Consider the following 22,202-nt stretch of genomic DNA (forward strand, 5'->3'; position numbering starts at 1 on the left):
GGCGTCAGTGTCCGAGGAGCGCCAGGGGGATGACCGCGACGCCATCGGGCCGGCGATAGGCGGCTTCGCCCGTCGTGAGGACGACCAGATCGGCGACATCGTCCCTGAGCTGCCGGCGGAGCCAGAGCAGGTGGCGCACGTCGTCATCACGGACCGTCGTGGACAGCTTCACCTCGAACGCGACCACGCGGCCGTCCGGCCCTTCCACGATCAGATCGACCTCGCGGTCCCCGTTGCGGCTGCGCAGGTGACCGACCCTCCCGTCGACGACCTGTGCGGCCGCGCGCACGCTGAGCGTGGCGAGCGATTCGAACAGCGGTCCGATCATGTGCGCCCCGCGCGCCGACAGCAGCGCGGACGAGGAGAGACCCAGCGCTCGTGCCGCCAGCGCGGGATCGACGAGCTGATGCTTGGGGCTCTGCGAGATGCGGCCGAGGGACACCCGGAAGGGCTCCCAGGCCGGGACCTCGTCCAGCACCCACAGCTGCGCGAGATGATCCCGGTAGGCGATCGCGGTGGTCTTGGCGGGCCGTGACCCGTCCTCGCTCGCTGCCGCCTCCAGGATCTTCGCGTGGCTCGTCGTGGTCGAGGATGCCGCCGCGTATGCCGCGAGCCACCTCCGGAAGGTCTGCGGTCGCCTCACCGATGCCCCCAGGTCGGGGATCCCGCGGTCGATGATGCGGGCGAGGTACGAGTCGAGCTGGCGCCCGATGCTGCGCGCGGGGCCCGAGGCGATGCCGGGGAACCCGCTCGCCACGATCGCGTCGACATAGTCCGCGAGGGACCAGGAGGAGCGACCGGCGATCTCGGCGTCGCCGGCCATCAGATCCGCGAGCCGGACGGTCGTCGCGGCGCCGCGACGCTCGTGCAGGGCCATCGGCCGCATGTGCAGCGAGAGGATCCGCCCTGCGCCGCTGTGGGTGCCTCGTGCGGACGCGGGGGACGCGCTCCCGGTGAGGAGGAATCGGCCGGCAGGGGCTCCCTCGTCCACGCGTCGCCGGACGGAGTCCCAGATGGGCGGGTCCAGCTGCCATTCGTCGAGGAGGAGGGTGCCCTCCGGCGCCGAGATGAACCGCGGGTCCGCCTGGAGCTGCATCGCCTGGTCCGGGTCGTCGAGGAACCACGCGTGGTCTGCGCGCCGAAGGGCGGTGCCGGACTTCCCGACGCCCTTGGCCCCGTCGAGGGAGATCGCTGCCGCATCCTCCATGAGCTCGTCCAGCACGCGATCCACTGCCCGAGGGAGGTACTCCATGGCGGCTACGCTACCATTCGCAACCTGTCTGCACTACCATTCGCATGCCTTGTGCACTACCATCCGCATGTCGATCGCCCTACCATCCGCATGCCTTCCTCGCTGCTCTTCGCACCACGCGAGATCGACCAGAGCTTCCCTCGACGGGAAGCTCTGGTCGATGTGGCGCGCCCCGAGGGGAGCTGGGGTCGATCTCGCGCGAGCGACGAGCCGCGGAGGCCGGCGGTGAGGGAGATCAGCCCTTCTCGGCGGGACCGGCGAGCTCCACGTCCTCGGCATGGGCCGCGGGGGAGGCGGGGGCCTCCTCCGGCGCGCGGCGCACGAAGAACGCGATGACCACCGTGATCACGGCCAGCACCGCCGAGATGGTGAAGGCGAAGGACGTCCCCGCGGAGATGCCCTCCAGGGCGGTGCCGCCGTCGGCGATGGTGCCGGCGGAGATGCGAGCCATGACCGAGACCATCAGCGCGGCGCCCGCGGCGCCGGCGACCTGCTGCACGGTGCCGACGATCGCGGAGCCGTGCGGGTACAGGTGGCGCGGCAGCGAGCCCAGCGCGGTGGTGAACAGCGGCGTGAACACGAAGGCCAGGCCGATGGACATGATGATGTGACCGGCGACGATCGGCCAGATCTGCTCGGGCACGCGGGAGAGCACGAGGATGCCGACGGTCACCGCGGCCAGGCCCGGGATCAGCAGCGGGCGCGGGCCGACCTTGTCGAAGAGGCGTCCCACGAACGGGGCGGCGAGGCCCTGCAGCAGGCCGCCGGGCAGCAGCATGAGGCCCACGGTGAGGGTGTTCAGCTCCTGCACGCGCTGCAGGAAGATCGGCAGCAGCACGATGGTGCCGAACATGGCGCCCATCATGACGACCATCAGCGCGATCGCGACGGTGAAGTTGCGCGAGGCGAAGGTGCGCAGGTCCAGCAGGGCGCGGTCGGCCTGCTGGAGGCTCCGCTGGCGCAGCACGAACAGGAACAGCGAGACGACGCCGATCACCAGGGCCACGATCGCCGCGACGGGCGGGCCGCCCGCGGTGGCCGCCTCGGTGGCGCCGTGCCCGCCGCCGCTGATGCCCGTCAGGCCGTAGACGAGGGGGCCGAAGCCGATCGCCGACAGCACCACCGACAGCGGGTCGACCCGGGTCGCCGTGGACTCCTGGACGTTCTCGATGCGGCGCAGGCCCAGCAGCAGCGCGATCAGCGCGATGGGGAGCACCGCGATGAACAGGAAGCGCCAGGGGGCCAGGGAGAGGATCAGCCCGGAGATCGTCGGGCCGACGGCCGGGGCCACGGCGATGACGATCGAGATGTTGCCCATGGTGCGGCCGCGCTGGGAGGCCGGCACCAGGTTCATCACGGTGGTCATGAGCAGCGGCATCATGATCGCGGTGCCGGAGGCCTGCACGATGCGGCCCAGCAGCAGCGGCAGGAACGTCGGGGAGATCGCGCAGATGAGGGTGCCGACGCTGAACGTCGTCATCGCCAAGGTGAAGACCTGCCGGGTCGAGAAGCGGCCCATGAGGAAGCCGGTGATCGGGATGACCACGGCCATCGTCAGCATGAACCCGGTCGTGAGCCACTGGGCGGTGGTCTCGGTGATGCCGAGGTCGTCCATGATCGGCGGCAGCGCGACGGACAGCACCGTCTCGTTGAGGATCACGACGAAGGCGCTGATCAGCAGCAGGGCGATCACGCTGCGGTCACGGGGGGAGATGGTGTCTGAGGCGAGGGCCTGCGGGGCGGGAGCGGGCGAGGTCTGCACGCCCGCAGTCTAGGGACGCCGGGGCGGGACCGGCCAGGGATTTCCCCGGTGGTATCCCTCTCCGCACAGGCGGGAATAGAACCGGTCCTCGCCGCATTCCCCGCACCGGTCGCCCGCGGCCCGCCGGCGTCCGGCCCGCCGATCCGCCGGCCGATGCCCGTCCGGCGGCGCCGATCGTTGCCCGATGGTGACCCGTACCGGAGGGTCGCGACGGAGCCGTCTCACTATCCTGGCTGCACGTCGCGGCTGCGGATGCCGGGGCGCAGGGAGGACCCGCCATGATCAGCTCGTCCCGTTCCCGACCAGCCCGCCCCCGGTCGCGCGGGGCCCGGGCACGCCGCTCCCGAGCGCGAGGCTCCGGCCCGCGAGGCATCGCCCTGCTCGCGGCGCTCTGCCTGACGGCCGCGGCCTGCTCCTCCGGGCCCCCGGGCATCATCGCGGCCGAGACCTCCGACGCGGGCGGGTCCACGTCCTCCCCGGCCGATGCCGGGCCGGATGCGACGTCGCCGGGCGCGGACGATCCGGCGTCCTCCCCGGCCGCGAGCCCGGACGGCCCGACCATCCGCGACGCCGACCTCGCCTCCGTCCCGTGGCGGGAGAGCGTGCACGAGATGGTGCTGACGCCGGCGACCCACGAGGGGCTGCGCACCATCGTCGTCGCCCCGCAGGTCGAGTACACGGACGTCGACGGCGACGGGCACGAGGACGCCTTCGCCGCGCTCGAGATCACCGACGGCCAGGGGTTCGAGCAGATCTGGTACATCTGGCTGTGGGATCCGGAGGCCGAGGAGCCCGTCCAGGTGGAGAACCCCATCGCCCGGATGGCCCGCTGCGGCGACAGCATCCATGAGATCTCCTCCGCGGAGGGGGCGTTCGTCGTCACCGAGTCGCTGCGTCTCCAGGACGGCCTCGAGCAGGATTGCGCCTCCGACGGGCCGGTGCAGGTCACGCGACAGGTCACGGTCGTGGACGGATGGCCGGTGCTGACCGGGGGGATGCAGGGGCACGGCGGGATCTGCCCGCAGCGCGACGGCACGGACGCGCAGTTCCCGGTCGAGGACTACGTACTGCAGGACGCCCCGGCGGAGGGCGGCGCCGCGCTCACCGATCCTCCGCCGCTGACCTTCGGCGAGGTGGACGTGTGGGGCACGCCGTGGCTGTTCCGTCCGCACTGGATGCTGGTCCACGTCGGCTTCGACAACCCCGTCGGCGGCCCGGAGGTCATCGAGGGCGGGTACACCCCCTGCGCCTGGGTCCACCTCGAGGACGACACGCGGCCCATCCCGCACGACGTCCACACCTCCTGAGAGCAGCCGCCCCCGGCAGCGGCGACCGGACGGCTGATGCTCGGGCCGGATGACACCGGTCAGGTTCACGGTCCGTCATGATGGGTGTGCTGCGGCGCGCCTTCCGCATATCGTCGCCGACATGTCCATCGCTCCGCAGGTCCCCCACGACGCCGCCGCCGGCGCCGGGGCCGCCCCGGCCGCATCGCGCGCCGAGGCCCCCGCCCCCCGGTCGCGCCGTCCTGCGCTCAGCTACGAGCTGTTCCCCGCCCGCGGGGACGCCTCGCTCGAGAAGGTCCGGCGCACCGTCGCCGCCCTCGAATGCACCCAGCCCGACTACGTGTCGGTCACCTGCGCGTCCGCGCGCACCAACTTCCCCCGGGTGCTCGAGCTGACCGACCACATCCTCTCCGAGACCGGGCTGCGGCCGCTGGTGCACCTGACCAGCGTCGGCTCGAGCGCCGCGGATCTCTCCGTGTCCATCCGCACCCTGATGCAGCTCGGGGTGCGCGGGATCCTCGCCCTGCGCGGCGACATCCCCCCGGGCTACGACACCCGGGACGACGAGTTCCCCTTCGCCCGATACCTGGTGGAGCTGATCCGCCGCATCGAGCGGGAGGAGACGGCGACGCTCGCCGCCGGCCGCCTCGCCGTGGGCGTGGCGACCTACGCCCAGCGCCACCCCGAGTCGCCCACCCACCAGCACGACATCGAGGTGCTGCTGACCAAGGAGCGCTCCGGCGCGGACTTCGCCATCACGCAGGCGTTCTTCGATCCCGCCGAGTACAGCGACCTGGTGCGCCGCGCCCGCCGCGCCGGCGTGACCATCCCGATCATCCCCGGCTTCGTGCCGATGACCTCGGTGCGCCGCCTCACCCGCTTCGCCGAGCTCTCCGGCGTCCACGCCCCGGCCGAGCACCTGCACGCCCTGGAGACGGCCTCGGGCCCCGAGGAGCGGCGGCGGATCGGCATCGCCGCGAGCGTCGACCTGATCCGTGCCGTCCTCGACGACGGCGCCCCCGGCGTCCACCTGTTCACCTTCAACGAGCACGTCGACGCCCTGGGCGTGCTCGACCGGCTGGACCTGGGCCGATGGGCCCGCGAGCCCGTCGGCGTCTGACCCTCCCGGCGGCCCCCGCCGCATCTGCTCCCGTCCCCCCCGCACGGCCGCCCGGTCGTGAGGGCGGGCCGGCACGTCCACCCCCGGACCGCGCGTCCGATCGACCCCACCGAAGGAAACCCCCGATGACCAGCACCCCTGCCCTGCCCGCAGCGACCATCCTCGGCTACCCGCGGATCGGCCCGGACCGCGAGCTGAAGAAGGCCGAGGAGTCCTACTGGGCCGGCCGCAGCGACCTCGCCGCCCTCGAGGAGACCGGCCGCACCCTGCGCGCCGCCACCCGCGCCCGCCTGGCCGAGCTGGGCCTCGCCGGCGAGGGCGCGATCCCCGAGTCCTTCTCCTGGTACGACCAGGTGCTCGATGCCGCGGTCACCGTCGGCGCCCTCCCCTCCCGCTTCGCCGACCTCCAGGGAGAGGACGGCAGCATCTCCCTGGCCTCCACCTTCGTCCTCGCCCGCGGCGACGAGCAGCGCCCCCCGCTGGAGATGACCAAGTGGTTCGACACGAACTACCACTACCTGGTGCCGGAGATCGGCCCCGACACCGCCTTCCATCTCGCCGGCGACCAGCTGGTGCGCTGGGTGCGCGAGGCCGCCGCGGCCGGCGACTCCGTGCGCCCCGTGATCGTGGGCCCGCTGACCCTGCTGCTGCTGGCCAAGGCGGCCGATGACGCCCCCGAGGGCTTCGACCCGATCAGCCGCCTCGCGGACCTCGTGCCCGTGTACGTCGAGCTGCTGGCCGCCCTGAGTGCGGCCGGCGCCGCCTGGGTCCAGATCGACGAGCCGGCGCTCTCGGCCGATCAGCGCCTGGCCCCGGCCGAGCTGTCCGAGCTGGTCGCGCACTCCACCGCGGTCCTCGCGGCCGCCGCGGACCGTCCCGCGATCCTCGTGACCACCGGCTACGGCCACCCCGAGGGCGTGCTGCCGGCGCTGCTGGCCTCCGGCGTCGAGGCCCTCCACCTCGACCTCGTCAAGGGACAGCTGCCCTCGGTGGAGGACCTCGCCGGCGCCGGCGCCACCCAGCTCGTCGCGGGCGTCGTCAACGGCCGCAACATCTGGCGCGCGGAGCTGGGCACCGCCGCGGCCCGCGTGGGCGAGCTCGCCTCCCGCCTCGAGCAGGCCGGCGGCACCGGCGGCGTCGTGGTCGGCACCTCCACCAGCCTCCAGCACGTCCCCCACGACGTCACCCGCGAGACGAAGCTCCCCGCCGAGCTGCGCGAGACCCTCGCCTTCGCCGACCAGAAGGTCGCCGAGGTCGTCGAGCTCGCCTCCGGCTCCGTCGCGGCCGGGTCGGTGGACGGCCCGCTGTCCGTGGCCCGGACCTTCGCGGGCGTGCGGGTCCCGGCCGTGCGCGAGCGCGCCGCCGCTGTCACCGCCGCCGACACCGAGCGCGCCGCGTTCTCCGTCCGCGCCGCCGCGCAGCAGGAGGCCCTCGGCCTGCCGGAGCTGCCGACGACGACCATCGGCTCCTTCCCGCAGGTCGGCGAGGTCCGCAAGGCCCGCGCCGCCCACCGGAAGGGCCAGATCGACGACGCCGCCTACACGCAGGCGATGAAGGACGAGATCGCCCGCGTCATCGCGCTGCAGGAGGAGCTGGGCCTGGACGTCCTCGTCCACGGCGAGCCCGAGCGCAACGACATGGTCCAGTACTTCGCCGAGAACCTCGAGGGCTTCGCCACCACCGAGCACGGCTGGGTCCAGTCCTACGGCTCGCGCTGCACCCGCCCGTCGATCCTGTTCGGCGACGTGCACCGCGCCGCCCCGATCACGGTGGACTGGGCGACCTACGCGCAGTCCCTCACGCAGCGCCCCGTCAAGGGCATGCTCACCGGCCCGGTGACCATCCTCGCCTGGTCCTTCGTGCGCGACGACCAGCCCCTCGGCGACACCGCCGCCCAGGTGGGCCTGGCCCTGCGCGACGAGGTGAACGACCTCGAGGCCGCCGGCATCGGCATCGTCCAGGTGGACGAGCCCGCCCTGCGCGAGCTGCTGCCGCTGCGCACGCGCGACCACGACGCCTACCTGGACTGGTCGGTGGCCTCGTTCCGCCTGGCCACCTCCGGGGTCGCCGAGGCCACGCAGATCCATACCCACCTGTGCTACTCGGAGTTCAACGTCGTCGTCGACGCGATCGACGCCCTGAACGCGGATGTCACCTCGATCGAGTCGGCGCGCTCGCGCGGCGAGATCGTCGAGGCGCTGGACCCGGAGGCCTTCCCCCGCGGCATCGGCCCGGGCGTGTGGGACATCCACTCCCCGCGCGTGCCCTCCGTCGAGGAGATCGCCGAGCAGCTCACCCGCGCCCGTGCGGCCGTGGGCGCCGAGCGCCTGTGGGTCAACCCCGACTGCGGCCTGAAGACCCGCGGCTACGCCGAGACCGAGGCCAGCCTGAAGAACCTCGTCGAGGCCACCCTCCAGGTCCGCGCGGCCGCCCAGGAGCCCGCGCTCGTCTGAGGCGGGAGGCGGGAGGCATCGTATCGACGCCTCCCGCCCTCCTGCACCGGAACCGCTGGTCCCGTCCCGGGACCGCCGGTACGCCCAGGGCGCTGCACGGTGCGGTGCGCGCCGGAATGGTCCGGCACCCGAGCACGCGGACCCGACGCTCCTCAGGCTGCGGCGCCGCTCGGGGATCGTCCGGAGGACAGATACGGCGTGATGGACCGCGTCCTGCCCGAGCCGATTCGATCGGAGCGGCTCATGACCGCCTCGATGATCCCGCAGACCTCGTCGATGTCCCGGGACGAGGAGCGGGCGGAGCTCGGCACCGCCAGGCACGTCGCGAAGAGCCGCTCGGCCGTCCCGTTCACGACGCGGGGCGTGCGCTCGGGATCGGCGTGCAGGGGCTGACGGTGCAGCGGTGTGAACACGCGGCGCGTCTCGATCCCCTGGGAGGCCAGCTCCGCCGCGAGGGTCTCGATCGTGACGACCTGGTCCCCGGGATCCGTCAGCTCCAGGACCGTCAGCCAGCAGTTGTCCTCGTCATCGGCGCCTCCGAGGATGCGCAGGCTCTCCACGGAGTCGCACAGCTCCGTATACCGGGCCCGGTGGCCCCGGCGTGCGGCGAGGAAGTCGTCCAGGCGGGTCAGCTGCGCCGTGCCGAGCGCCGCGAGGACGTTGGACATCCGGTAGGCGTACCCGACCTCCCGATGGAGGAAATGGGCCACGGGCTCCTTCGCCTGGGTGGCCAGGTGCAGGACGCGATCGGCGAGGGCGTGGTCGTCGGTGAGGACGGCCCCGCCCGAGGAGGTCGTGATGATCTTGTTGCCGTTGAAGGAGACGGCGGCGGACATCCCGTGCTTCCCGGCCGGAACCCCGTCGCGGCGCGCACCGAGCGACTCGGCGGCATCCACCATCAGCAGGGCGCCGTGCCGGTCCGCGATCTCCCCGAGCCGACGGTGATCGGCGACCTTGCCGTAGACGTCGACCGGCAGCACGGCCCGGACCGGGGTGCCGGCATGCCGGGCGGACTCGAAGGCCTCTTCCACGAGATCCGGGTCGATGTTCCCGGTGTCGTCGCAGTCCACGAGGATGGGCGTCGCACCGGTGTACGTGATGGCGTTCGCCGTGGCGACGAAGGTGAGCGTCGGGCAGATCACGCCCTCCCCGGGGCCGATCCCCGCCGCGAGCAGCTGGAGGTGCAGGGCGGCCGTCCCGCTGCTCACCGCCACGGCGCGGGCCCGGCCGGTGCGAGCGCACAGCGCCTGCTCGAACCGGTCGAGGTCCGGGCCCACCGGGGCGATCCACCCCTCGGCGAGGACGCGGGACATCGCGTCCTGCTCGGCGGGGCCGACGTCCGGGACCGACAGGCCGATCCTCATGAGGCCATCATCCCCTCGAGCGTGCGCGGGGGCGCCGGGACGACCGTGGAGTTCGCGAGGAGGATGCTGCGCACGGCGTCCGTCCATTCCTCGGCGCCCGGCAGGCCCGCGGGGTCGACGACCGTGCAGCGGACGCGGTGGATCCCGTCCTGCGCGGTCCCGCCGATGGTCTCGCGCGCGGACAGCAGGTCCTCATGGAGCTTCTCGCCCGGCCGAAGCCCGGTGTAGACGATGGGGCACGTGACCCCGGCGAGCTCCGCGACAGTGGTCGCGATGTCCGCGACGCGTACGGGCTCGCCCATGTCCAGCACGAGGGTCTGGCCGCTCTCGCCCACGGCGAGCGCGCACAGGACGAGCGAGCAGGCCTGCGGGATGGTCATCAGGTATCGCGTGACGTCCGGATGCGTGATGGTCAGCGGTCCGCCCCGACGGACCTGCTCGACGAAGGTCGGCAGCACGGATCCGCGGGAGCCGATCACGTTCCCGAACCGGACGGACACGAACGCCTTCCCCGATCGCGAGGCCGCATGGGCCGTGAGCCCCTCCGCGAGGCGCTTGGATCCTCCGAGCACGCACGTCGGATCCGCGGCCTTGTCGGTGGAGATGTTCACCAGGTGCGTGGTCCCGTGGCGCAGCGCCGCATCGAGGACGATCCGGGTGCCGTGGACGTTGGTCAGCCAGGCCTCGCGCGGATATCGCTGCAGCAGCGGGAGGTGCTTGAGCGCCGCCGCGTGGAGGACGACCTCGGGACGGTGCTCCGCGAACACCGCGTCGACCGCGCGAGGATCCCGGATGTCGGCGAGGACGGTCTCGGCGGAGTCGAGGAGGCCGTGGCCCTCGAGCCCGAGCTGGAGCTCCTGCAGCGCCGATTCGTCCCGGTCCAGCATCAGCACGCTCGAGGGGCCGAGGTCGCGCACCTGACGGGTCAGCTCGGACCCGATGGACCCGCCGGCCCCTGTGACCAGGACTCGGCGCCCCTCGAAGATGCGTCGTGCGGCCTGGACGTCCACCGGGTCGTGGGCGTGTCCGAGCCGGTCGAGCACACGCTCGGCGAGGGTCGAGATAGGGGGCGCCCAGGCTTCCGGTGACAGGTCGGGACGCATCTCGGCCGGGTGGAGGGGGCGGGGCTGGGCGATGGTCATCGGGTCCTCCCATGTCGTCGGGGTCAGGGACGCCGGTGATGCACCACGGACGAGGGGACGGCCGCATCCGTGGTGCATCGGAAGCTCCTCGGCGAGCTTCGTACCGGCGCGAGATCGACCGTGGCACCTCGGATCCGTGATGCGTCCGGCCGAATGCGGTTCTCGCCCCGGATTTCACCCCGTCCACGGCCGGAACCCGCCCTCGGAGCCTCTGCGGGCCCACGGCGCAGTCCCCGGCCCACGTGGCTGAGGCCCCGACCCGGCGTCGGGCCGGAATCCGTCGCAAGCCGCGCCGGAGGGGGGTTCGCCGGTCACCCCCGGGGTGATTTCTGACAGTTGTCCGAATAAGGCATCGTCTCGGAGGGCTCCCGCGGATACCGTGAGGAGACGTCGAACGGCACGGTGCACCGGACCAGCTCTGCACCGCGCGGGCGGCCGACGGCCGGGGAGTGGACCAGCTCCTCGGCCCGGATCGGTGCGGCCCGCTGTGCCGCACGACCGGACATCGCGCCGACGAAGGCGTGAGCGTTCTCGGAGAAGAAGGAGGACCACAGGTGGTTCAGGGGGCAGAACAGGGCGCCGAGGTGCCACGGGATCCGCGCGCGGTGCTGCACAGGACCCGACTGATCGCGCGACTCGACGGGCCGGAGCAGCTGATCGTCATCCGCGGTCGTCGAGGAACAGGGAAGTCGTCGCTGCTGGACCAGTGGGTTCGAACCCGGACCGACGGTGGGCAGGACGACGTCGTGCGCGTCGAGGGAGCAGCGCGGACCGGCTCGACGACGGGCTTCTGGGTGCGCGTGCTGCACCGCATGCATGCCGCCGGCTTGGTCTCCGATGTCGACCTGTATCGATACTCGGAGTCAGCCGTCGAGGACCCGACCCGGACCCTCGAGGCGATGTCTCGCATCATCTCGGCGCGCGACCAGAAGGTCACCCTCGTGCTGGACGAGGACCACCATCCGGTGGCCTCGGCCGCGGAACTGGGCGTGTTCGAGGAGATCGTTGCCCTCCTGTCGGACGAGCCGACCTTCCGCTGCCTCATCGCGGGCCGGCGCCGATCTCCCCTCGAGGCGCTCGCCGCTCAGGCGATGATCCCGAGCAGCCTGATCGACGATGAGCTCCTGTCCCTCGATCCCTCGGAAGTCGCGGAGCTGTGTGCTCTCAGCGCCCCGGACCTCCCCGCGGCGGCCGTCGCTCTGCTGGGGAAGCAGCTTGCGGTGGCTGGACCTCCGGCGCGGAGGATCTCGACGGTGGCCCTCCTGCTGAGGCAGCTGCGCGATCCGAGCAGCAGCGCCGGCCCGGTCACGCCCCCGCGGATCGCGTCCCTCGTGCAGAGGGCCCGGCAGATCGGGGCTCGCGGGGACATCGGCGACGGCCCCTTGTGCGACGCCCTCATCCTCCTGGCGCGCAGCCCGGGCTTCGACGCCGATCTCGCCGCGGAGCTGTGCTTCCCCGACGGTGCGGAGCACCAGATACGGCGTCTCCAGGAGCTCGGCGCAGGCCACTGGGAGAGCTCCGCCTCAGGGCAGACCCCTCAGTTCCGTCTGGAGCCCCACCTGCGATCGGACCTCCTCTCGATGCCGCTTCCCGCCGACGGCGCTCGGACACGGGAGCTGCACCGTCGCATCGCGCGATGGTGCTCCACGGTCCGTGGCGATCACCTGCAGGCGTTCGACCACGCCGTCCGGGGCAGGGACCTGCAGCTGGCCGAGAGAGCACTGCTGAGAGCCGGGACGCTCGACACGGACGACGCGACGCGCGTCACCGACCTCCTGCGCGAGATCCCCGCCTCGGAGCTGCATGCCCATCCGGTCCTCGCCCTCTGGTGCGGCCTCGTGCTCGCGACCGACCCCGCCACCCAGAAGAGGGCCGAGGCGTTCCTCGAGTCCGCCCTGGGGCTGTGCGATGCGTCCGCGGCGTCCGCGCTCGGCATCGACCGGTCGCTGTGCGAGGCACTCGCCAGTGTCGTGCAGAGGCTCCTGGGCCGACAGGACAGGATGTACGAGCTCGCTGCCCGCGCTCTGCCGGCGATCGAGCTGCTGGCCCAGGAGTCGGATCGCTCGGGCGAGCTCGATGATCTGGTCCTCGCGGCGGTCGACCAATGCGCCACCGGCCTGTTCGCGGCGGAGGACTTCCTCTTCGCGCGTCATGCCCGGCTCGTCCAGCTCGAGCTGTCGGAACGATTCGGCCTGCTCGAGCACAAGCGGGATGCCCTCGCGCACCTCGCGCTCATCGCCGCGGTCACGGGCAGCAATGCGGAGGCGGCCGATGCGCTGGCCCGGATCGATCACGGTGGACTGCCCGTCCCCGCGCCCGGCGTCCGCACGGCGACGGTCGAGCACCTCGCCCGGGCCTGGGCACTCCTCGACCGAGGATTGCCGGAGCCGGCCATGGGAGAGCTCGCGCTGGTCGACGGGCACTGCGACCTCGATGACTTCTGGGACCTCGCTCTGGCGGCGGAGGTCCTCGCCCTCGTGCTGCTCGGACGACCGCACGATGCCGAGGAGCGGCTGCGGAGCGTCTCGATGCAGAGGCTGTCCTCGCGCTCGCTGCCGTCCACGAGGCGTCGCCTCCGCATCACGACGGGACTCCAGCAGCTGGCCATGGGGCGGATCCAGGACATGAACATCCGCCGGGGGAGCGTCGAGGAGTCCTCCAGCATCCTCGCTCTGGCCGCAGTGAACGCGAAGGCCGCCGGGAAGGTCCAGGAGGCGAAACGACTGCTCGCAGAATCCGGGCTCAAGGCCGTCACGCCGGTGCAGCGGATGATCGTCGCCGTGGTGAGGACGGTCATCGCCGCCGACGACCGGGTCGGGATCGATTTCCCCGACGCCGTGAGCAGGCTGGTGGCCATCCTGCGCGGAGCCGGGGTGGCCTGGCCCGTCGTGCTCCTGCCGGACGATGTCCGTCGACAGGCCCTGGACGTGCCGGACGTGCCGGAAGAGCTCAGCACCGCGTTCGGCATGTTCCCGGCCCTCCAGGCCAGGTCCTTCGACGCCCTTCCGGCGATCCCCCGTCTCACCGCTCGCGAGCACGAGATCCTCCTCCTGCTGCTGGAGACGGAGAGCCGGGCCGAGATCGCCGGGCACCTCTACGTCTCCGTCAACACCGTCAAGTCGCAGATGCGCAGCCTCTACACGAAGCTCGCGGTGAACACGCGCGAGCAGGCTCTCTCCCGGGCTATGGAGTGGGGGTTCATGGAGCAGCAGAGGCCGCTGGAGACGTGGAGGCCCCTGGAGCACAGGAGCGCCTCATGAGCCGCCGCCGGACCACCGAGCCCGACTCCGCCTCCGGCCCATCGCTGGTCCCGACGTCCCCCGGAAACCGCCGCCGAGCAGATACCCCGTCGATGCCGCACGAACTCCTCGTAGATCGGAACATCATGTCTGTCCCACGTCTGCTCACGATTCTGCGCGAGCGGTGGCTCGTCGCGTGCATGGCAGCGCTCCTCGCACTCGGCGGTGCCGCCGCCGCCACGATCCTCCCCGATCCCCAGTACGAGGCGAGCACGAGCATCTTCGTGCGGACGGCGGCGACGGGGTCCATCTCCGACAGGTCCGCCGCGGCGGACTACACGCGCCAGCAGATCGCGACCTACTCGGATCTCGCCCTCACGCCGCTGGTCCTCCAGCCCACCATCGATCGACTCGGCCTCGACCTCTCGCCGGAGGAGCTGTCCCCGCGGATCTCGGCGGACGTCCCGGAGGACACCTCGCTCATCGTCGTCTCCGTGAGAGCCGAATCCCCGCAGGGCGCGGCGGACCTCGCGAACGCGGTGTCGGACAGCCTGCGCAGCGAGGTGGCCGCGCTGGAGGGCGCGACCTCCGTGGAGCTCACAGTCGTCACCCCGGCCGTCCCGGCGAACGTTCCCTCGTCCCCGGATCTGGTGCAGAACGCCATCCTCGGGACCCTGGCCGCGGTGCTCGTCGGCGTCTGCGCAGCGGTGGTGAGGGACCTGCTGGACAGCAAGCTCCGGTCCCCGCAGGACCTGAAGCTGCTCACCGACGCGCCGGTGCTCGCGAGCATCCCCACGTTCCGGACCAGAGGGTCCTTCGCCTCGGGACTCGTGCATGACCCCCAGGGGAACCACGCCGAGGCCTATCGCGAGCTGCGCACGAACCTCCGGTTCCTCGAGATGCGCGGCAGGAGCAGGTCCGTCCTGGTCACCTCGTCCGTCAAGGGGGAGGGGAAGTCCACCACGGCGATCAACCTCGCGGCCGCGCTCGCCCGATCGCGCCGCCGAGTGCTTCTCGTGGACGCCGATCTGCGCGACCCCTCCGTGCATCGCTGCCTGGGCGTCGAGGGCGGGGCCGGGCTGTCCACGGTGCTGATCGGCGATGCGCTGCTGGAGGACGTGGTCCAGCCCCTCGACCTCGAGAACCTCACGGTGCTGGCGAGCGGGCCGGTGCCGCCGAATCCCAGCGAGCTCCTGGACAGCGCGGAGATGGAGGCCTTCCTCCAGGAGGCCACGGCCACGTACGACATCGTGATCCTGGACTCGCCGCCGGTCCTCGCCGTCGCCGATGCCCTCGTCCTGTCCCGCATGGTCTCCGCTGTCGCGTTCGTCGCCGGGTGCCGGACGGTCCAGCGGAACCAGGCGTCCCGGGCGCTCCGGAAGCTCCAGCACGTCCGAGCCCGGATCCTCGGGGTCGTCCTCAACCGGGTCCCGCGCAGCGATCGGGATGCCTATGCCGATGTCTACGGCGTCGCTCCCGACGGTGACCCGCAGGATCCCGAGGCGGGACGCCGGAGCACGGCAGCAGGTCCCGCGCCCCGGCCGGCGGACGACCGCGCGGTCCTAGAAGGCCCGTCGGTGCGTCCGCAGGCGCCGGATCGCGACCTCCACGGGATGCAGCGCGAGCGATGACACACCTGCTGATCGTCTGCACGGCGAACATCTGCCGATCGCCCGTGGCCGAGGCCGCGCTCGCCGGCGCTCTCAGCGCGACCGGGATCGTGGTGACGAGCGCCGGGACCGCGAGCAGGGACGGTGCGCCCGCCGCCCCCGAGTCCGTCGAGTACGTCCGGTCCGTCCTGGGCATCCGGCTGCAGCATCGTTCCCGAGCGCTGACCCCGATGATCGCGACCGGCGCGGACCTCGTCCTCACGCTCACGCAGCAGCAGAAGACCCAGGTCATCCGGGAGGCGCCGAGCGTCGTGCGCAGGACCTTCACCCTTTTGGAGCTGGCCGGGATCACCCGGGAGCTCGGACCGGAGGACTGGTTCGCCGATCTGAGGAGCTTCGCCCAGGGATGCGCGCGCCGCCGGTCCCGCGGCGGGAAGGGACAGATCGACCTGGACGTCCCGGACCCGTACGGAGGCCCCCCGGCAGACTACCGGCGCTCCTTCGACCTGATCCGCGATGCCGCGGAGGAGGTCTCGCGGTCGATCGTCGATCGCGTCGCCATCCTGCCCGCTCCGCTCGAGGACCTGGACGGGCCCGCCCCCAGGACCCACCGGAGGGAACCGTGACGACGACGGCGCTCGACCGCGGCACGGAAGCCCGCCCGGACGAGACGTCGGACGCTCCGGTCCACCCGGCCGCAGGCCTCTTCCCGATGCTCCTGACCCTGTCGTCCACCGTGCTCGTCCTCACGGCGAAGATGTGGGCGAGCACGGATCCGGCGGCGGTCGACCTCTCCAGCCAGGCGATCTGCGTCGTCTCCATCGCCCACGGCATGGTGCTCTTCGTCGTCCACGGTCACCACCGGATCACCATGGCGGGGTGCTTCATGGCCTCCAGCGCCGCGATCGTCGGGATCAGCGGGCTCCTGGTCATCCCGGACCCGTACTTCATGGGCGTCCCCCGACCGGACACGTACCTCAACTCCGCTCTGTTCGCCTGCACGCTCGCCCAGATCGCCGTGGGAGCGTTCTGCCTGGCCCGGCCTCCGGCCCCGATCCCCTCGCTGCCCGTCCTCCCGGACCGTGTGGTGCGCAGCGCCCAGATCTCCGGAGTGATCGTTCTCGCAGCCACGGTCGCGATCGGCGACGGCCTCGGGGCGTTCCTGGACGGGTTCGGGTTCTCCAGCGTCCTCCTCGTCTGCGCCGCGACCCTCCTGGGGCGTCGAGGAGTCTCCCGCCCGGTGGACATTGCCCTGGTCCTCGCGGTCCTGATCGTCTTCCCGACCCTCGTCATCTCGGGGACCGGAAGGCTGCGCGCGATCGCCCTCGTGCTCGCGGTGACCTACCTCTTCTTCCTGCGCCATGGTCGCCGGTGGATGAAGACGATGATCGTCCTGCTCGCCCCGATCGCGCTCCTGGCGCTCGGGATCTGGCGACGGGAGTACGAGGAGTCCCTGAGCGGCCAGCACGGGAACGACACCGGGCTGTCTTCCATGTTCGTGGCGATCGGCAACTTCGGCACCGTGCTGCATGCCTCCGAGAACGGTCTCGCCCCGACGCTGGGGACCTCGTTCCTCTCCCCGCTGGGCTCCGCCCTGCCGGACTCCCTCGTCCCGGGGTGGATCCCCCAGGCGACCGGCTACGAGCTGGCCGCCATCACCGACCCGGAGATCTACGGCACCGGGTTCTCGACGGTCGTGTCCGTCTACGGAGATCTGTGGTGGAACTTCGGGCTGCTCGGCCTCGTCGTGGGGGCGCCGCTCCTGGCGAGGCTGCTCACGCTCATCGACGACTGGGCCGTCCGGTCGGTGCGTCGCGCCGCGGAGTCCCCCTGGCGTCTCGCGGTCGTGGTCCTCGCCTGCGGAATCCTGGGAGGCGTGGTGGACATCGTCTGGTCCGGCTTCCACACCTGGATCGTCCGGATGTATGCGCGGGTGGCCGCGCTCCTCGTCCTCGGCCCGCTGTGCGGGATCATCCCGGGCCCTCCGGGGGATCCCGTCCTCTTCTCAGACGGTCCCGACATCCGGGACGGCGTCGATCCGGAACCACCCCGGACCTCCCTGGCGCCCGGTCCGGCCGTGCCGATGAGACGGACGGAGGCCGCCCCATGACCACCTCCGTGCGCCGCCGCGAGTCCGCTGGACGGGGTCCGTTGCACGAGATCGGCCTCAACACGCTCGCGTTCGGGCTGATCATCGCGGTCCAGCAGCTGGTGATCTTCCCCGGTCTGGCGGGTCGGTCCGGTCCTGTGGCGTTCTCGGATCTGATCCTGCTGATCACCGTCTCGACCATCGCAGTCAACGTGATCGGCACCGAGGCCTCGAAGGTCTCGCTGATCCGCGCCCCGGCCTATCGGAGCCACGACCTCCCCTGGGACGTCCCGCGCATCGTGATGATCTCCGCGGGCGGCGCGGGGCTCCTCGTCCTGGCGGTCTGGCTGCTCGGGTGGCTTCCCGCGAACGCGGCCCTGCCGTGCGGCCTGATCGTCCTGCTGGGGATCGCCCGGACCTACGCCACGACTCCCGATCGCCATGAGGGCGCGTACGGCCGGGTGATCCTCGTGCACGGGGCCTACGCCGCGGGAGCGGTGGCCGGGTTCCTCCTGATCGGCCCCGGGGACATGCTCCTGCTGCCGTTCCTCGTCGCAGAGTCCGTGTCCGCCGTGGTCGCAGGGATCGTGCGCCTGCGCCACCGGACGGTGCGGTGGACGATGCGACGCACCCCGCTGTACCCGGGGACCCTGCGTGCCTTCCTCGGACTCGCGGCCATCGCCGTGCTCATCAACGGCGTCACCTACATCGACCGGCTGGCGATCACCCCGCTGCTCGGAGCCGGCGCCCTGGCCGTCTACTACAGCGCCACGGCCCTCTCGAGCAGCCTGTCCCTGATCACCAACCCCGCGGGCAACGCCGTGCTCGCACGGCTGGGGCGCGTGCCGGACGAGCGACGCGCCCAGCTCCTCGCGCGCGGCCTCGTCCTGGTGCCGCCGCTGATCCTCGTCTTCTGGGGCGCGTCCGCGGTGATCGCCTACGCCGGCCTCGCCCTCCTGTACCCCTCGCATCTTCCGGCAGCCCTGCCGCTGCTGCTCCCGGTGTCCCTCACGGCGGCGTTCTCGAACGCGGTCACCCTCCTGGCCCCGCTGCTGCAGCGCTTCGGGCCGATCCGCCAGCTCCTGGGGACCTACCTCGTGTACGCGGCCGCCTACCTCATCGCGGTGCTCCTGCTCAGCCGGTCCCACGGGCTGCTGGGATTCGCATGGGCCGGCACCACAGCCCAGGCCGTGCTGCTCGTGATCACGATCACTCGCATCGCCATCGGGTCCCGGCGCAGACCCTCCGCCGCCTCTCCTCCCCGGGAGCCCGGCGAGCCATCCGATGTCCCGCCCGACCCTCGCGGCGCCTCGCCGCAGGGGACCGAATCCAGAACGCTCCAGAGAGGTGCCCTCCCATGAACCTGCACCGAGAGACGGGCGATGCCGCCTGCCCTCGCGTCATGATCGTCGCGAACTACACGGCGGACTCGCGCACCAGCAACAACCGCTTCAACGATCTCGCCTCGCGCCTGGCGGCACGAGGGGCTCGGGTCGAGCTGGTGACCTCCCGGTTCTCCCATTTCCAGAAGGCCGCGCGCACCGACGACCTCGGAGAGACGGGCTATGCGATCACGCGCCTGGACGAACCGGGGTACTCCCGCAACATCTCGCCGGCCCGCCTTCGCAGCCAGGCACGCTTCGGTCGGGAGGTCGCGCGCTACCTCGATTCTCTGGACGCCCCGCCGGACCTCATCGTCGCCGCAGCTCCGCCGCCCGGCGTCGCGGCCGCGTGCGTGCGCTATGCCGGACGAGCCGGGGTCCCGTGCGCCCTCGACATCCAGGACCTGTGGCCCGAGGCGTTCGGCATGGTGATGGATCATCCTCACCTGATCGACATCGTGTTCCACGGCATGCGCCGCGACTCGCGCGTCGCGTATCGCACGGCGGACCTCGTCTTCGGCGTCTCCTGCACCTACACCGATTCCGCGGTGCGTCACGGGGCGGATCCGGCGGCCACCCGCGTGGTCTATCTCGGGACGGACCTGACCGCCTTCGACGTCCATGCGGGCTCGAGCGAGCCGCCCGCGTTCGCCGCGTCGGGACGGCCCGTCGTCGGCCCGGTGATCGGATACGCCGGCGGGCTCAGCGACAGCTATGACATCCCCGTGGTGATCGATGCGTTGGCGATCCTCGCGCGAGCCGACACGCTGCCTGAGATTCCGACGCTGGTCGTGATGGGGGACGGGGCTCGTCGGTCCGGTTTCGAGGAGCACGCCCGGGATCGCGGGGTGGATGTCCGCTTCACCGGGAACCTGGCCTACCCGGAGATGGTCCGGACGCTGGCCGCCTGCGAGATCGCCGTGAACCCGATCGTCGCCGGCTCGGCGGGGAGCGTCCTGAACAAGGCCGGGGACTATGCCGCTGCCGGGCTCCCGGTGGTCAACTCCCAGGAGTCCGCGGAGTACCGAGGGCTCCTCGAGCGCTATCGTGCGGGCATCTCCGGGGACGCGGGCGATCCTCGGCAGATGGCGGCGGCGATCCGTCGCCTGGTCATGGATCCGGAGCTGCGGCGGTCCATGGCCCGCGGGAGCCGCCGGATGGGCGAGGAGCTGTTCGACCGGTCCGTGACCTACGAATCGATGATCGACGAGCTCGTGGGGCTGATCGGGAGGGCCCCGGGCCGCCACGCGGCGGGCCGGGCTGCCGGCTGATCGCCAGGTCACGACGTGACGCGACCGGTGACCCGCACGCTCTCGTACTTCGCCCCCACCGTTCCGTGCGTGCACTCCAGCCAGGCAGGGTCCTCGACCAGGTCGAACGCCTGGGCGACGTAGCTCCTCGGGACGTCAGCGCCGGCGAGATGGACGAAGGGGTAGCCACCGCCGAAGCGGGGATTGACGTCGATCACCGAGACCGACCCGTCGTCCTCGAGGAACATGTCTACGTCCACGAGGCCGGTGAGGCCGCTCGCGCGGGCGAGGCGCTCCGCTGCGTCGCGGAAGGGAGCGGGATCCACGGTGACGGCCTTGTCCGTCTCGCCCGACCGCATGCGCAGCTTCCGGCGCGCCAGGACACCGCGCAGTATCCCCGGTCGTCGCAGATCGGCGACGACGTCCACCCCGTGCTCGATCCCGGCGAGCCGGGGCTGCACCACGACGTCGTCGACCCCGGGGAGGCCTCCGCCCTGCGACGGCGCGGTGCGGACGGCATCGGCCACGGCCGCCGATGCCTGGGCGATCGGGACCACGGCGAGCCCCGAGGATCCGCTGCCCAGTCGATGCTTCACCACCACCTCCGATGCTGCCGAGCCCAGCCCGGCGATCCCGTCGACGTCCCCTCCGGTCACGGTGACCGGTGTTCGGATGCCCTCCTCGGCCAGGGCCCGGGCCATGAGGAGCTTGTCCGCGCACAGCAGCTGCCAGGCGGCGGAGACCCCCGGGACGAGCACTCCGCGCTCGTGGAGCCGGCCGGCCAGGTCGGTGTGCACATGCAGGTGCATGAGCTCGTAGTCGTTCACGGAGAGGAAGATCCGCGGCGCGAACTCGTCGACGAGCTCGAGCAGGGCCGGCGCGTACTCCGGGTCCGTGTACCGCGGCATCGTCCGGGCGATGTCCCCGTAGGTGGCCGAGGAGCTGGTCGGATCATTCTCGGTGACGACGACCTGCCCTCCGGGCACGAGCGCCGCCAGCGCCTCCCGGAACCAGTCGATGAGATAGAGGCGGCGACCGGCCGAGCCGATCACCACGGTCGGTGCGCTCGTCATCGTCCCGCTACCGCCTCGGTCCGAGCCACCGAGCGCCGCACGTGGTCGCCGTCGATCCGGCAGCCCTGGGTGATCCAGAACTCGACGGTCTCCGGGGAATCGTGCGAGGTGTCGATCCTGATCCCGTGGGCGTCCCGCTCCCGGGCGATGCCGAGAAGCATCTCCGCGGCGCGTGATCGCACGGTCTCGGCATCCTCCGTGTCCGGGACGACGTCGATTCCCACCTCCAGCACCCCCGAGCTCAGTCCGCTCACGATGCAGCGCGCGACCTCGGCTCCCGTCGTGCGGTCCACGACCGACAGCGCATCCTCGCCCGCACGATCCGGGGCCGGGCGCAGCTCGTGCCGCCCGATCCGTCGCGGCCCGAAGAAGTCATCCATCGTCGCCCGGCCCTCCTGGGCGATGCCATGATGTCCGAGCACCTTCGGGACCGTCGCCAGGAGGATCCGCACATCGGTGGCCAGGCTCCGCGTGCGGACGTACTCGAGATCCAGATCGAACCTGTCATCCCAGGTCAGCGCATTGCGGCCGGAGATCTGGGCGAGCCCGGTCAGGCCCGGCGGGACGTCGTGGCGACGTGCCTGCTCCGCGGAGTACCGCTCGAGGTACTTGGTCCGCAGGGGCCGCGGTCCGACCAGGCTCATCTCCCCGCGCAGGACGTTGATCAGCTCGGGGATCTCGTCCAGGCTCGTCGCCCGGAGCCGCCTCCCGAAGGGGGTCATGCGGTCCTCGTCGGAGACCCGGCCCCTCCCGGGGTCGACGTCGAGCATCGTGCGGAACTTGAGGATCTCGAAGACCTCTCCGTGCATGCCCGGGCGTTCCTGTCGGAAGATGACGGGCCGGCCGAGCTTTGCACGCACCAGGATCGCGACCCCGGCGAAGACAGGGGACAGCACCAGCAGCGCACCCCCCGAGACCACGAGATCGGCGAGCCTCTTCGTGCGCGTGTACGCGCCCCGTGCCGGAGCGTCCTCCCAGACCCATCCCATCGCCCCTCCCCCTCGTCGCGTCGCGCCCGTCGAGCCCTGATGTGCTGTGCTCTCCGATCGCACATTTTCTACATGTGTCCATTATGATATCGCCACGAGCGGTCTCCACGCTCCGTTCCGACGAACCGGGGGGCCTTCGCGCAGGGTCCGGGTCGGATGCCGAGGTGTCACGGCCAGCTGCAGACTGAAGG

Annotated in this window: 15 protein-coding genes; 9 read left to right on the top strand and 6 right to left on the bottom strand. The window is 71.9% G+C overall.

The window, feature by feature from the left end; translation table 11 throughout:
* Positions 1–4: 4 nt before the first annotated feature.
* Together ABD234_RS15405 and ABD234_RS15410 are read right to left on the bottom strand one after the other, a co-directional pair.
* Positions 5–1,252, bottom strand: a complete 1,248-nt coding sequence (locus tag ABD234_RS15405) for an ATP-binding protein (protein WP_344358069.1) — start codon at positions 1,250–1,252, stop codon at positions 5–7.
* Between the two features lie 235 nt (positions 1,253–1,487).
* Complete coding sequence (locus ABD234_RS15410; protein WP_344358072.1) at positions 1,488–3,014, bottom strand: DHA2 family efflux MFS transporter permease subunit; 1,527 nt, start codon at positions 3,012–3,014, stop codon at positions 1,488–1,490.
* Between the two features lie 278 nt (positions 3,015–3,292).
* Here ABD234_RS15410 and ABD234_RS15415 point away from each other — a divergent pair, with 278 nt between their 5' ends.
* The 3 genes from ABD234_RS15415 (at position 3,293) to metE (ending at position 7,873) form a co-directional block, all read left to right on the top strand.
* Entirely contained in the window at positions 3,293–4,321 is a 1,029-nt protein-coding gene (locus ABD234_RS15415; protein WP_344358075.1) for a hypothetical protein, read from the top strand.
* Between the two features lie 121 nt (positions 4,322–4,442).
* Positions 4,443–5,420 (top strand): methylenetetrahydrofolate reductase, encoded by a 978-nt coding sequence (locus ABD234_RS15420; protein WP_084148346.1) that lies wholly within the window; start codon positions 4,443–4,445, stop codon positions 5,418–5,420.
* A 125-nt stretch (positions 5,421–5,545) separates the two neighbouring features.
* Entirely contained in the window at positions 5,546–7,873 is a 2,328-nt protein-coding gene (gene metE, locus ABD234_RS15425; RefSeq protein WP_344358079.1) for a 5-methyltetrahydropteroyltriglutamate--homocysteine S-methyltransferase, read from the top strand.
* Positions 7,874–8,025: 152 nt separating this feature from the next.
* Here the strand turns inward: metE and ABD234_RS15430 are convergent, their stop codons facing one another.
* Together ABD234_RS15430 and ABD234_RS15435 are read right to left on the bottom strand one after the other, a co-directional pair.
* Positions 8,026–9,237 carry a DegT/DnrJ/EryC1/StrS family aminotransferase gene (locus ABD234_RS15430; protein WP_344358081.1) on the bottom strand — a complete coding sequence of 404 codons (1,212 nt, stop codon included), beginning with the start codon at positions 9,235–9,237 and terminating at the stop codon, positions 8,026–8,028.
* Positions 9,234–10,379: a polysaccharide biosynthesis protein gene (locus tag ABD234_RS15435; protein ID WP_344358084.1), complete on the bottom strand. Its 1,146-nt coding sequence runs from the start codon at positions 10,377–10,379 to the stop codon at positions 9,234–9,236. Before ABD234_RS15435 ends, ABD234_RS15430 begins: the two co-directional genes overlap by 4 nt.
* A 746-nt stretch (positions 10,380–11,125) precedes the next feature.
* Here ABD234_RS15435 and ABD234_RS15440 point away from each other — a divergent pair.
* The 6 genes from ABD234_RS15440 (at position 11,126) to ABD234_RS15465 (ending at position 19,970) form a co-directional block, all read left to right on the top strand.
* A complete protein-coding gene (locus ABD234_RS15440; RefSeq protein WP_344358086.1) occupies positions 11,126–13,639 on the top strand; it encodes a LuxR C-terminal-related transcriptional regulator in 2,514 nt (837 codons plus the stop codon).
* A 179-nt stretch (positions 13,640–13,818) separates the two neighbouring features.
* Complete coding sequence (locus tag ABD234_RS15445) at positions 13,819–15,249, top strand: tyrosine-protein kinase domain-containing protein (RefSeq protein WP_344358088.1); 1,431 nt, start codon at positions 13,819–13,821, stop codon at positions 15,247–15,249.
* Complete coding sequence (locus tag ABD234_RS15450; RefSeq protein WP_344358090.1) at positions 15,246–15,854, top strand: arsenate reductase/protein-tyrosine-phosphatase family protein; 609 nt, start codon at positions 15,246–15,248, stop codon at positions 15,852–15,854. Before ABD234_RS15445 ends, ABD234_RS15450 begins: the two co-directional genes overlap by 4 nt.
* Entirely contained in the window at positions 15,851–17,338 is a 1,488-nt protein-coding gene (locus ABD234_RS15455) for an O-antigen polymerase (RefSeq protein ID WP_344358093.1), read from the top strand. The genes ABD234_RS15450 and ABD234_RS15455 overlap by 4 nt, the downstream gene beginning before the upstream one ends.
* A complete protein-coding gene (locus ABD234_RS15460) occupies positions 17,335–18,678 on the top strand; it encodes a lipopolysaccharide biosynthesis protein (protein WP_344358095.1) in 1,344 nt (447 codons plus the stop codon). The genes ABD234_RS15455 and ABD234_RS15460 overlap by 4 nt, the downstream gene beginning before the upstream one ends.
* Positions 18,675–19,970, top strand: coding sequence for a glycosyltransferase family 4 protein (locus ABD234_RS15465; protein ID WP_344358097.1), 1,296 nt, complete (start codon positions 18,675–18,677; stop codon positions 19,968–19,970). The genes ABD234_RS15460 and ABD234_RS15465 overlap by 4 nt, the downstream gene beginning before the upstream one ends.
* 8 nt (positions 19,971–19,978) lie before the next feature.
* Here ABD234_RS15465 and ABD234_RS15470 read toward each other — a convergent pair whose 3' ends face one another.
* A complete protein-coding gene (locus ABD234_RS15470) occupies positions 19,979–21,022 on the bottom strand; it encodes an ATP-grasp domain-containing protein (RefSeq protein WP_344358100.1) in 1,044 nt (347 codons plus the stop codon).
* On the bottom strand, positions 21,019–22,011 hold the full coding sequence (locus ABD234_RS15475) for a sugar transferase (protein WP_344358103.1): 993 nt from the start codon (positions 22,009–22,011) through the stop codon (positions 21,019–21,021). The genes ABD234_RS15470 and ABD234_RS15475 overlap by 4 nt, the downstream gene beginning before the upstream one ends.
* Positions 22,012–22,202: the final 191 nt, after the last annotated feature.

Source organism: Brachybacterium phenoliresistens (genome assembly GCF_039530785.1).
In the GTDB taxonomy this organism is placed as follows: domain Bacteria; phylum Actinomycetota; class Actinomycetes; order Actinomycetales; family Dermabacteraceae; genus Brachybacterium; species Brachybacterium phenoliresistens.

Excerpts from the sequence above, each read along its gene's own strand:
- ABD234_RS15405 (WP_344358069.1), bottom strand. The coding sequence starts at position 1,252 with ATGGAGTACCTCCCTCGGGCAGTGGATCGCGTGCTGGACGAGCTCATG.
- ABD234_RS15420 (WP_084148346.1), top strand. The coding sequence starts at position 4,443 with ATGTCCATCGCTCCGCAGGTCCCCCACGACGCCGCCGCCGGCGCCGGG.
- ABD234_RS15445 (WP_344358088.1), top strand. The coding sequence starts at position 13,819 with ATGGCAGCGCTCCTCGCACTCGGCGGTGCCGCCGCCGCCACGATCCTC.
- ABD234_RS15470 (WP_344358100.1), bottom strand. The coding sequence starts at position 21,022 with ATGACGAGCGCACCGACCGTGGTGATCGGCTCGGCCGGTCGCCGCCTC.
- metE (WP_344358079.1), top strand. The coding sequence starts at position 5,546 with ATGACCAGCACCCCTGCCCTGCCCGCAGCGACCATCCTCGGCTACCCG.
- ABD234_RS15465 (WP_344358097.1), top strand. The coding sequence starts at position 18,675 with ATGAACCTGCACCGAGAGACGGGCGATGCCGCCTGCCCTCGCGTCATG.
- ABD234_RS15435 (WP_344358084.1), bottom strand. The coding sequence starts at position 10,379 with ATGACCATCGCCCAGCCCCGCCCCCTCCACCCGGCCGAGATGCGTCCC.
- ABD234_RS15430 (WP_344358081.1), bottom strand. The coding sequence starts at position 9,237 with ATGAGGATCGGCCTGTCGGTCCCGGACGTCGGCCCCGCCGAGCAGGAC.
- ABD234_RS15450 (WP_344358090.1), top strand. The coding sequence starts at position 15,246 with ATGACACACCTGCTGATCGTCTGCACGGCGAACATCTGCCGATCGCCC.
- ABD234_RS15460 (WP_344358095.1), top strand. The coding sequence starts at position 17,335 with ATGACCACCTCCGTGCGCCGCCGCGAGTCCGCTGGACGGGGTCCGTTG.
- ABD234_RS15475 (WP_344358103.1), bottom strand. The coding sequence starts at position 22,011 with ATGGGATGGGTCTGGGAGGACGCTCCGGCACGGGGCGCGTACACGCGC.
- ABD234_RS15415 (WP_344358075.1), top strand. The coding sequence starts at position 3,293 with ATGATCAGCTCGTCCCGTTCCCGACCAGCCCGCCCCCGGTCGCGCGGG.